The 10,166-nt window shown below is 40.7% G+C and carries 14 protein-coding genes; all 14 read left to right on the top strand.

Annotation, left to right across the window (positions count from 1 at the left end):
- The first annotated feature begins 106 nt into the window (after positions 1-106).
- Complete coding sequence (locus R7Q47_RS22955; protein WP_203346215.1) at positions 107-844, top strand: hypothetical protein; 738 nt, start codon at positions 107-109, stop codon at positions 842-844.
- Between the two features lie 113 nt (positions 845-957).
- Positions 958-1,860: a restriction endonuclease gene (locus R7Q47_RS22950; protein ID WP_248486752.1), complete on the top strand. Its 903-nt coding sequence runs from the start codon at positions 958-960 to the stop codon at positions 1,858-1,860.
- A gap of 133 nt (positions 1,861-1,993) precedes the next feature.
- The gene (locus tag R7Q47_RS22940) at positions 1,994-2,839 is read left to right on the top strand and encodes an HNH endonuclease signature motif containing protein (protein WP_248486748.1); all 846 of its coding nucleotides are present in this window, start codon (positions 1,994-1,996) and stop codon (positions 2,837-2,839) included.
- Between the two features lie 137 nt (positions 2,840-2,976).
- A complete protein-coding gene (locus R7Q47_RS22935) occupies positions 2,977-3,492 on the top strand; it encodes a GNAT family N-acetyltransferase (RefSeq protein ID WP_140388115.1) in 516 nt (171 codons plus the stop codon).
- Between the two features lie 133 nt (positions 3,493-3,625).
- Positions 3,626-4,099, top strand: coding sequence for a hypothetical protein (locus R7Q47_RS22930; RefSeq protein ID WP_213963055.1), 474 nt, complete (start codon positions 3,626-3,628; stop codon positions 4,097-4,099).
- Positions 4,100-4,186: 87 nt separating this feature from the next.
- The gene (locus R7Q47_RS22925) at positions 4,187-4,552 is read left to right on the top strand and encodes a zinc ribbon domain-containing protein (RefSeq protein WP_306301152.1); all 366 of its coding nucleotides are present in this window, start codon (positions 4,187-4,189) and stop codon (positions 4,550-4,552) included.
- Positions 4,553-4,701: 149 nt separating this feature from the next.
- Complete coding sequence (locus tag R7Q47_RS22920; RefSeq protein ID WP_248486746.1) at positions 4,702-5,160, top strand: GNAT family N-acetyltransferase; 459 nt, start codon at positions 4,702-4,704, stop codon at positions 5,158-5,160.
- Positions 5,161-5,846: 686 nt separating this feature from the next.
- On the top strand, positions 5,847-6,386 hold the full coding sequence (locus R7Q47_RS22915; protein WP_238929556.1) for a lysozyme inhibitor LprI family protein: 540 nt from the start codon (positions 5,847-5,849) through the stop codon (positions 6,384-6,386).
- A 228-nt stretch (positions 6,387-6,614) separates the two neighbouring features.
- A complete protein-coding gene (locus R7Q47_RS22910) occupies positions 6,615-6,836 on the top strand; it encodes a hypothetical protein (RefSeq protein ID WP_042524205.1) in 222 nt (73 codons plus the stop codon).
- Positions 6,837-7,008: 172 nt separating this feature from the next.
- A complete protein-coding gene (locus tag R7Q47_RS22905) occupies positions 7,009-8,043 on the top strand; it encodes a GTP pyrophosphokinase family protein (RefSeq protein WP_248486744.1) in 1,035 nt (344 codons plus the stop codon).
- Positions 8,044-8,148: 105 nt separating this feature from the next.
- Positions 8,149-8,574, top strand: coding sequence for a GNAT family N-acetyltransferase (locus R7Q47_RS22900; RefSeq protein WP_248486742.1), 426 nt, complete (start codon positions 8,149-8,151; stop codon positions 8,572-8,574).
- A 135-nt stretch (positions 8,575-8,709) separates the two neighbouring features.
- Positions 8,710-9,009 carry a hypothetical protein gene (locus R7Q47_RS22890; protein WP_005536942.1) on the top strand — a complete coding sequence of 100 codons (300 nt, stop codon included), beginning with the start codon at positions 8,710-8,712 and terminating at the stop codon, positions 9,007-9,009.
- A gap of 209 nt (positions 9,010-9,218) precedes the next feature.
- On the top strand, positions 9,219-9,497 hold the full coding sequence (locus R7Q47_RS22880) for a hypothetical protein (protein ID WP_020840791.1): 279 nt from the start codon (positions 9,219-9,221) through the stop codon (positions 9,495-9,497).
- Between the two features lie 134 nt (positions 9,498-9,631).
- The gene (locus R7Q47_RS22875; RefSeq protein WP_238796046.1) at positions 9,632-9,958 is read left to right on the top strand and encodes a hypothetical protein; all 327 of its coding nucleotides are present in this window, start codon (positions 9,632-9,634) and stop codon (positions 9,956-9,958) included.
- Positions 9,959-10,166: the final 208 nt, after the last annotated feature.

Raw genomic sequence — 10,166 nt, 5'->3', positions numbered from 1 at the left:
CATTTTTACTATGCGTTGGTTTTAGTGGTTAAGGTGTTATGCGGAACCTTCGGTATTGCATGCCTCACACCTTAACAGGGCGTTATGAGCCAAGAGGATATTTAAATTGAGCAAAAAAACAAAGATACGGCTAGTTGTACTTGGTTCTGTGCCTAGAGATCTCGACTTATCATTGCTATCAAGTCGTAGCTCTGGCGTCTATGAAATCTTAAACTCAATCGAGACTTATGAAATTACCAAAGGCTCGGATGGTTACAATTGGGAGTTTTCCGATCAAATTTTAGGTGATTTGATTCCTGAAAAAGAAGGAGAAGAAATAACGATTACACTAACAAATGTGCCGCTAGAAGAAAACTGGTATAGCAGGCGACTAACAAATAATGTTGTCATTTTTACTTTCCACGAAATTGCGGATTATCTTCGTTTTCATAATATCGGACTGGAAAATGTAGTTTTTCGGTTACTTCATGCTTATACGCTCGTATACCGAGAAAACAAAGGCAGTATTCCCACCTGCTACGAATACAGTAATTTTACTCATGATGAAACCAAAGGTTGCATTTACGATATGAATGGCATCAAGTCAGATATCATATACTCTTGCGATGAACCTACAATTTGTGATTCTTGCTCTCAGCGATTGTTAACAAACGGGGTTTCGAGAGAATTAGTTTCTAAATCAAAGGATGAGCTAAAACTTGTCAGAAAGTCACTATTTTTCAGGCTGTCAGCGTGGGTTTCTGTACATCCAATCAGGTCAATTCTTATTGCCTCTGCTTGGTCTATCGTGATTGGAGTATTTTCTTCAGTTATAGCTAGTAATATATTCGGCAATGGCTCATAACAAAGCATTTAAGAGTGATTCGCAACGCTTGGCAGTTTCGCTTCGCTCAAGTATAGCCAAGCGTCGCTCACACCTTAATGCAGCGTTATACGTATTAGTTCAGAGGAAGTATTATGCAGTTATTTTTCCATGATGTTGGCTTAAAAGGAGCTAATGCAGATTTTCCCAAAACTGTCTTTGGTGAGGTTGCTATTTCCGACATCGTCGAACATTGTCCATCTCATCTACAAGCAGAAATAGAAGATAAGCTTCTAGCTGAGTTTCCCGATGGCTGGTGTAACGTCTGGGGAGTTCCTGATGGCGCCAAGAGTGTTATTCGTCAACTTAAAGTTGACGATGTCATGCTTTTAATCAAGACCACTGGTGGTGATGGTGAAATGCCTGCTCTTTGTCATGTAAAAGGCTTTTGGAAAGAGCAGCTTTTAGACCTTTCAAACTTTTTGTGGGGAAGTAGTCATTTCCCCTACGTGTTCTTTTTCAAAACTCAGCATATCGAACTGACTTGGACCCAGTTCAAGAAAGATGTTCAATATATGCCTAACTTTCGACCGTCAGGAAATGTTTATCGTGTGAAAAGCGATCGACTTGAACACTTTGGTGGTTCAGGAGGCTATGTCAGTCATCTTTTACAAAAACCATATGTAATCGATGATTTAGGTGACTATGAAATTCGAGAGAACTCACCAGAGCAGGAGTATGCTGAGGGCGAAAGGCAGGTACGTGAAGCTTCGTATTTCAAGCGTAACTCTAAGTTAGTAAAAGACGCAAAAGCCGAGTTTGGTTTTATATGCCAGGTTTGTGAATTTGATTTCGAGTCAGTGTACGGAAAAGAATTAGGCGCTGGGTTTATCGAGTGTCATCATAAGAACCCTCTACACGAAAAAGATGAAAACTACATCAGTACATTAAATGACGTTTGTGTGGTTTGTTCAAATTGTCACCGTATGCTTCATCGCACTAAGCCAGCAATGAAACCAGAAATTCTAAAAGCAAAGCTGCTCAAAAAATACGTATAACAAACTGTTTAAGAGTGATTCGCAACGCGTGGCATTTTTGCTATGCGTTGCGTTTAGTGTTTAAGGTGCTTTGCAGGAGCATCGGTATTGCGTTGCTCACACCTTAACAGGGCGTTAGCCAGCAACAAAGAAAATGGGAATTACGTTGATAATAAAAGAAATAGAAAGAAGACAACGACTTTTCAATGCGATCAGCTATGTAGACATTGCGATTGATGTAAAGCCTTCTAAGTTGAGAGACTTGGGTATCTATGGTGGTGCAGCTGGAGTATGGGTTAACTCAGATGTAACAAGGGGTGTAGTTTCTCCATCGAGCGGAGTTGCAGTTAGTATCTTGCACACCGGTAAAAACTACAGTGATAACATGTCGTCAAAGGGCATCGATTATGATTTTCCGAATACAAACAGAAATGGAAGTCATGATCAAAACGAAATACAAGCGCTAAAAAACTGCTTTGAATCCAAGATTCCACTGTTTGTTATCAGTAAAGCTTCGAATCAAAAACTTAGAAATGTCCATATTGGACTTGTTCAAACGTTTGATGAAATCAATGCTAAGGCATTTATCAGATTTGTGGCTCAGGATAAGTTGTTCCCAACAGCAAATGAAACAATCAAAGAATCACAAGCCGAATATAAAGTGACCTTCGAAAATGAAGTAAATAAGTCACTTGATGATAGTTCAGAAAACCGTCAAAGAAGGTTGGCCTCTAGATCTACTAAACCGAAAGTCGTTTATAGACTGGTTCAGGATTATCGTAGAGACCCTGATGTTGTCGCGGAAGCATTATATAGAGCAGAAGGCTTTTGCGAAAAGTGCAAAGAAAAAGCGCCCTTTATCAAGCGTTCCAATGGAGAGCCGTACTTAGAGGTTCACCATATAATACCGTTGTCGCAGGGCGGCTTAGACAGCCTTGAAAATGTAATAAGTCTCTGTCCCAACTGCCATAGGGAAATACACTTTGGGCCAGCTGGCTAACAAACTGTTTAAGAGTGATTCGCAACGCGTGGCATTTTTACTATGCGTTGGTTTTAGTGTTTAAGGTGGTATGCGGCGGCTTCGGTATTGCGTTGCTCACACCTTAACAGGGCGTTATGCATATGGAGAAAGTTCGCATGAAATTAGTAGTTCCAAGCACAGAATATCAAGAATCATATATCGAAATGATTCGAGAATTTATCGATAGAGATGAAGCTTTTGTTCCGTTTGTGTTGGGTGAAGATTATGCTGATTTTTCATCTATGCTCGGAAGGCTAAATGCATACTCTAGAGGTGAGCAGATGCCGGATGGTTTTGTTGCGCACAGTTCATTTTGGTTAATTGACGGACATGAGCAAGTTGTCGGCTGTTCAAATTTAAGGCATGAGTTGAATGACGGTTTACGTGTTTTGGGTGGTCATATTGGTTATGGAATAAAGCCATCACAAAGACAAAAAGGCTATGCAAAACTCATCTTAGAACTAACTCTACCTAAAGCAAAACATCAAGGCATCAAAAGTGCTTTGTTGACAGTAAATAAAGCAAATATTGGGTCGGTCAAAGCGATTGAATATAACAATGGTGTTCTTCAATCAGAAAAGGAAGTTTCAGGGCAAACAGGTTTAGTTCGCTACTATCGAATTGAGCTCTGATTTAACTTTGGTGCAAAAATATGCATAACAAAGCATTTAAGAGTGATTCGCAACGCTTGGCAGTTTCGCTTCGCTCAAGTATAGCCAAGCGCCGCTCACACCTTAATGCGGCGTTAGCCATCAAAGGAGAGAAATGAACAAATACACAATTTTGCGTCTATTGCCTTTGCCTAAGTCTACAAAGCTCAATTGGGTTATTACGTTCATAGAGCGTGATTATCGGGGCCATATTGGTAAGGCTGATAAACCAGAAAAAGTGCGCGATTTAATGCAATCATGCCGCTGGGAAGTTGGGGTGCCGGAAGAAGAACTAGAACACCACTTAAGCCAAAAAATCTTGAGTAAAGCTCGAAAAATGAGAATACCAGTGCCTGAAGCAGACTTTGACGAAGATGGTCACGATAACATGCAAAACTGGGTTGAAGGGAGCCAAACTGGGTATCGCTATCTTAGTGCGCAAGGTTATGCCAAAGTTCGCAGTAGTATCCGTAAAGAGCTCAAAGAACGACGAGATTTAAGATCTCATTGGGTGGTTTGGTTATCAGCAATTACAGGATTAGTAGGTGCAATCACAGGTCTTCTTGCTGTTATTGGGTCAAATGGCTAACAAAGCATTTAAGAGTGATTCGCAACGCTTGGCAGTTTCGCTTCGCTCAAGTATAGCCAAGCGCTGCTCACACCTTAATGCGGCGTTATGCCTATAAGAGGAAATATGGATAGTAAATGGGAGTGCTTTGGGTGCGGGCATAGCAATGAACACTCATCATTGAAGTGTGAAAAGTGCGGGTCTTTAGGCAAAGAGCTTGCAAACAAGCAGATGGCAAACCACCTGTTAGGGAATGACAAAGTGAAATCGAAGTTTGAATACTGCTGTGATAAATGTGGTTCAGAGTCATATGAGGTTGGTGAGTTAAGAGCCAGTGGTGGATTTTGGAGTACATTTTTCAATTACAACAAACACCGTTTTTATTTCTTATCATGCAGTAGCTGCGGTCACACTGAGTTTTACAAACGAGGTCTAGGTACTGGACAAAAAATACTAGATTTTCTAGGTGGTTAGCATAGGCATAACAAACTGTTTAAGAGTGATTCGCAACGCGTGGCATTTTTACTATGCGTTGCGTTTAGTGTTTAAGGTGGTATGCGGGAATCTCAGTATTGCGTTGCTCACACCTTAACAGGGCGTTATGTGCTTTGGTGGAAATGAATATGGAAATCACAATCAGGCGTATCGAAACAGAAAGCATTGAGGACAAAGGTATATTCGAGACTTTGTTTAGAGAGTACCTATCTGGATTCTCAGTTGAGCTAGATCTCTCAGTAATTGCTCATTTGTTTGCATTGCCTTATTTCCACGGATTTATCAGTCTTGTCGACGATAAGCCCGCTGGTTTTGCGGTTTGCTTTGAATCGTTTTCAACTTATCGTGCGCAAAGAGTGATGAATATCCATGACTTTATGGTGTCGGATAACTTTCGTGGTAAAGGTGTGGGCAAAGCGCAACTGAATGGTATCGAAAAGTATTGTCGTGATAATGATTACCTCAAAATCACACTAGAGGTCGGTGATGATAATGTTGCAGCTAAAACGCTCTACAGTTCATTGGACTACGAAGATTACAGAGTAGTTTTGACAGGGCAGCAACATTGGCAAAAGTACCTCAATTAGCACGCACATAACAAACTGTTCAAGAGGGATTCGCAACGCGTGGCATTTTTACTATGCGTTGATTTTAGTGATTAAGGTGCAGTGCGGTGGCTTCGGTATTGCGTTGCTCACCCCTTAACAGAGCGTTAGTTGCCAATGAGGAAAGCGCAGCTTAAACAGAATGTTTAGAGTTAAAGTCAGTGTGTTTTTGGTGGGGTTCCGTACTTCAATTTTGAATCGTTCGGGTTTGTGAAAATCGTTCTCAGGTTTCTTTTGTGGTTGAATTTTCTGTTTCAGAAACCGATTTATTTGTTGAAAGTCAGCTCGGTGACATTGTCTGTCTAAAAGAGCTTTTTGGTGTTGTTGGTTCGTTTTCTGCGGCGCTTTGAGTTCCAAGTGGTTTCAGTGACAGTCGCTTTGAAACTACGCCTGATTTGAGTTTCTTAAAACACTTAAATCTAGTGTTGGCAAAGCGGCAATTAACATTAAATCAAAGCTTTAGGTTTGGCAACTAACAAGGCATTCAAGAGGGATTCACAACGCTTGGCAGTTGTGGTTTGAATCAGCTTTAGTGTTTACGGCACAATGGTTTAGTCTGGGTGGAATGCGTTGTTCACCCCTTAATGCGGCGTTAGGGCTCATAGGATGATTCGGTGTAAATGAATGAAATGATAGAAAAGTTGGGCTTCGTTTTACTAGGAGCTCTCATGACGGGCATTGGTTATCTTATAAAGCGAAAAATCGAATCAAAGCCTGAACTAGAAATTTTGGATAAGCATCAAAAAGTTCTAGATATACATAAAAAAATGAGTGAGCAAGGTTTAGATATTTCAGGCTTAAACCAGTTTGCTTCTATGCTCACAGAAAAAAGTAGTGCGGTGCAGAGTCATGTTTTAGATTTAAACACTAAATCGGTTTCTCATATGCAGACGAGTAGCACTGAGCATATTACTCAAACTGAAATGAACCAAATGGCTTCGGATAGTTATAATCGTTCATTAGTTAAAATGAACGAGGTTTACGCTCAATTAATGAGTAAGCTAGATAGTGACCGCACCGAAGCATACGGGTCTGCACAGGTAAAGTGGAACGAGTATATCGAAGCCCATGCGAGATCAGTAGCTGACATGTACAAAGGGGGCTCTATATACCCATTGATATATTACTCGGAACTCGAAACTTTAGTTTTTGAACGAACTGCTCGCTTGCAGAGTGAGCTAGACGAACTAGTATCGCTGGGTAACTGAGCCCTAACAAACTGTTTAAGAGTGATTCGCAACGCATGGCATTTTTACTATGCGTTGGTTTTAGTGTTAAAGGTGGTATGCGGAAGCATCGGTATTTCGTTGCTCACACCTTAACAGGGCGTTAGTTGCCAACGAGGAAATCGCAGCTAAAACAGAGTGTTTAGGTCTAATATTTGTGTGCTTTGCCCGATTCTGCACTTCGAACTTCGGGCTTTTGGTTCGCGGAAATTGAGCTTCGATCTTTTCCTAGTTTGGTTTGCCGTTTCAGAAGCCGATTTACTTGTTGAAAGTCAGCTTTGTGGCATTGTTTCTCCAAAAGGTCTTTTTGGTGTTGTCAGTTCGTTTTCTACGGCGTTGCGTGTTCCAAGTGGTTTCAGTGACAAACGCTTTGAAACTGCGCCTGATTTGAGCTTTCCAACATACGTAAAGCAAGTGTTGGCAAAGCGGTAATTAACTTCAAATCAAAGCGTTAGGTTAGGCAACTAACAAAGCATTCAAGAGGGATTCACAACGCTTGGCAGTTTTGGTTTGAATTGGCTTAAGTGTTTACGGCAGAATAGTTTAGTTTAGGTGGTGGCGTTGTTCACCCCTTAATGCGGCGTTATGTACTTTGGAGAAATATTTGAAAAATTACAAAGATAAAATCTGGAAAGAGTCTCCAGAATTGATTCGTGGTTACTACGATGGTATCGAGGGCTACAAGTTACTTTGTGAGGAAATTAACTACATACTTAAAAAAAGTCTTAGTGCCAAAAATATTGAAGTAGCTTCCATATCTTCTCGCAGTAAGTCTTTGGAAAGTTTCTGCGAAAAAATTCATAGAAAGCACTACCAGAACCCCTTTGAGTCGATCACTGATTTTGCTGGCGCACGCGTTGTGTTTCTATATGAGCAAGATCGTGAATCAATCGAACATATTATTGAGAGTTCATTTGAAATCGTCGAAAAAGTGGACAAGGTTCAGGACTCTGATGTAGATCAGTTTGGCTATGGCGCACTTCATTACATAGTTAAGCTAAAAAGCAACTATGTGGGGGAAAGATACAACGATATTCGCAACCTACATTGCGAGATTCAAGTCAGGACTGTTTTACAAGATGCTTGGGCTTTGGTCGCACACCATTTGAGTTATAAGCAGGAATCTGATGTACCAAAGCATCTTAGAAGAAAGTTGAATGCACTTTCAGGCTTATTTGAAACCGCAGACAATCAATTTCAACATATAAGAGATGCTCGCGAAAGTTACCAATCAAAGGTTACTGATGCCATCGATCATAGCGATGCTTTAGTGATGTCACAAGAAATCGAGCTTGATAGTTTAGTTGCATTTTTAAAGTCGAAGTTTCCGAATAGAAAGCTTGATGACCTTTCTGAGATATCTCAGCTTGTAGCTGAAATTAAATCCCTAGGTGTAAATACGTTGAGGCAACTTGATGATATCCTAATTCGTACAGAAGAGGCTCGCAAACAGAATGAAGCTGCAAACCCTCCTTATGACGATGAAAACAATGTAGATACTATTTATTCTGCGACAGGCGAAACTAGGCAAGCACTTGAGTTCGTTTACGATGAATTTATTGACCGTTTCCATGAAAGTTTTGCTACTCAAATTCGAAGGGAAAAAGGTGAATTCATGCACTTGGTGAAACGTACATAACAAAGCATTTAAGAGTGATTCGCAACGCTTGGCAGTTTCGCTTCGCTCAAGTATAGCCAAGCGTCGCTCACACCTTAATGCGGCGTTAGGTTTGTTGGTAAGTTCATGGAAATCATAAAGTTTCAATCTCATCATTTAGACGCTGTAAAGAAGTTGTATCGAGATTCACGAATCACAACTTTTACATGGCAGGACTCAGCCTTGTTTGAACTTTCAGACTTTGAACGAGATATCGAAGGCGAAGATATTTGGGTTGCAAGCAAATCAAATGAAATTCTCGGTTTTATCTCCATTTGGGAGCCGGATAATTTCATTCATCACTTGTTTGTAAGTCCTAGCAACTTACGGAGCGGGGTAGGTTTAAAACTGTTGGAGTTTGCTAAACAACGGTATTCAAATTTAAGCCTTAAATGCCTTACTAGAAATAGTAATGCTATTGGGTTTTATCGATCACAAGGCTTTACAATAGTGCAAACTGTGGATGACCGAGCAGAAAGTTATCATCTAATGAAGTGCCAGTCACAAACCTAACAAACAGTTCAAGAGGGATTCAGCACGCGTGGCATTTTTGGCATGCGGTGGTTTTTGTGTTGAAGTGCCATGCAGTAACATTGGTATTGCGTGCTTCACCCCTTAACTGGGCGTTAGAGCGCAGGAGAAAAAAGTATGAACATGACCGATATAGTTGAATACATTTCATATCTTATCGCCGGCATTATTATCGCTCCTTTCGGCTTCATGCTGTTTAGAGAATTCATCGGTAAAGATCGCAAGACAGTTACAGATGAAGTCAAATCGACAGTAGGTGATGAATCGAGAAAGTTTCTGGGTGGTAGGTATGGTGATGCCGTTGTAGGTCAATTTGTTGAGTTTAAACTGATAATAGCGATAGGCTTGCCAGTAGTACTATTTCTAGGAGTTTCTTCCTTGGTTAATTCTCTTTTGAAAGTTCTGTTCAACCTGTGAGTTGCGCTCTAACAAACTGTTCAAGAGGGATTCGCAACGCGTGGCATTTTCACTATGCGTTGGTTTTAGTGTTTAAGGTGGCATGCGGCGGCATCGGTATTGCGTTGCTCACCCCTTAACAAGGCGTTAGGCGACATGAGATAAACGATAGAGTAGTGATAGTATCTTGGCGTGAATCTAGCTTCAGTTAATAGAAAAGGAGTGGATTAATGAATGGTAAAGCATTTGATAATTGGCAAAAATCTCGAAAGAAAGGATGTTTAAATTGGCTTTTCAGAACAACTTTCGTCACAGCCATTTTGTACATGATTTTTAATGTTATTTTCCTTTATCCATCTTCTGATGCGGCAAGCATTACGATTTTCTTATCGGATAATGCTCTTAATTACTCAATTTACACGATCGGGATGTTTTTCGCATTTTGGGCTATTTGGCTATACAACGAATCTTCGTATGAGAAAGAAGTTAAACGTAGAAATGTCGCCTAACAAACTGTTTAAGAGGGATTCGCAACGCGTGGCATTTTTACTATGCGTTGGCTCTAGTGTTTAAGGCGGTTCGCGGCGGCTTTTGTAATGCGTTGCTCACCCCTTAATGCGGCGTTATGTTTTTTTGGGAGAAAATGATGGAATTCAAGCTAGAAATCTATGCACCTGAAACAGAAGTTGTAGCTATCCGTGATGCACTTAACTCAGTTGGCGCAGGTGTTGTGGGTGACTATGACAGCGTTATTTCTATCGTAAACATTTCCGGGTTCTGGAGACCAAAGGAAGGCTCGGAACCTGTTACTGGCGAAAAGGGTGAAATTAATTTTGGTGAAGAAGTCAGAATTGACGTTAGATGCCAAGAGTCTTTAGTTCAAGCAGCACTTGATGCTATTCGAAGAATTCATCCTTACGAAGAACCAGTGATCAATATTTTACCTCTATACAACCATAAGTTTGTCTAGCTACGTCAGCACAAACATAACAAACTGTTCAAGAGGGATTCGCAACGCGTGGCATTTTCACTATGCGTTGGTTTTAGTGTTTAAGGCGGTATGCGGGAACTTCGGCATTGCGTTGCTCACCCCTTAACAGGGCGTTAGTTGCCAATCGGATAAACGTAACCAAATCAAAAGGTTTAAGACTAGAAGTGCTAAAATCTAGAAGTGAAAT

This window comes from Vibrio sp. Vb0349, from assembly GCF_033338975.1.
Note: the sequence above shows the minus strand (reverse complement) of the source record. Positions and strands in the feature narration are given on the sequence as shown.

Excerpts from the sequence above, each read along its gene's own strand:
- R7Q47_RS22950 (WP_248486752.1), top strand. The coding sequence starts at position 958 with ATGCAGTTATTTTTCCATGATGTTGGCTTAAAAGGAGCTAATGCAGAT.
- R7Q47_RS22940 (WP_248486748.1), top strand. The coding sequence starts at position 1,994 with ATGGGAATTACGTTGATAATAAAAGAAATAGAAAGAAGACAACGACTT.
- R7Q47_RS22935 (WP_140388115.1), top strand. The coding sequence starts at position 2,977 with ATGAAATTAGTAGTTCCAAGCACAGAATATCAAGAATCATATATCGAA.
- R7Q47_RS22930 (WP_213963055.1), top strand. The coding sequence starts at position 3,626 with ATGAACAAATACACAATTTTGCGTCTATTGCCTTTGCCTAAGTCTACA.
- R7Q47_RS22925 (WP_306301152.1), top strand. The coding sequence starts at position 4,187 with ATGCCTATAAGAGGAAATATGGATAGTAAATGGGAGTGCTTTGGGTGC.
- R7Q47_RS22920 (WP_248486746.1), top strand. The coding sequence starts at position 4,702 with ATGGAAATCACAATCAGGCGTATCGAAACAGAAAGCATTGAGGACAAA.
- R7Q47_RS22915 (WP_238929556.1), top strand. The coding sequence starts at position 5,847 with ATGACGGGCATTGGTTATCTTATAAAGCGAAAAATCGAATCAAAGCCT.
- R7Q47_RS22900 (WP_248486742.1), top strand. The coding sequence starts at position 8,149 with ATGGAAATCATAAAGTTTCAATCTCATCATTTAGACGCTGTAAAGAAG.
- R7Q47_RS22890 (WP_005536942.1), top strand. The coding sequence starts at position 8,710 with ATGAACATGACCGATATAGTTGAATACATTTCATATCTTATCGCCGGC.
- R7Q47_RS22880 (WP_020840791.1), top strand. The coding sequence starts at position 9,219 with ATGAATGGTAAAGCATTTGATAATTGGCAAAAATCTCGAAAGAAAGGA.
- R7Q47_RS22875 (WP_238796046.1), top strand. The coding sequence starts at position 9,632 with ATGATGGAATTCAAGCTAGAAATCTATGCACCTGAAACAGAAGTTGTA.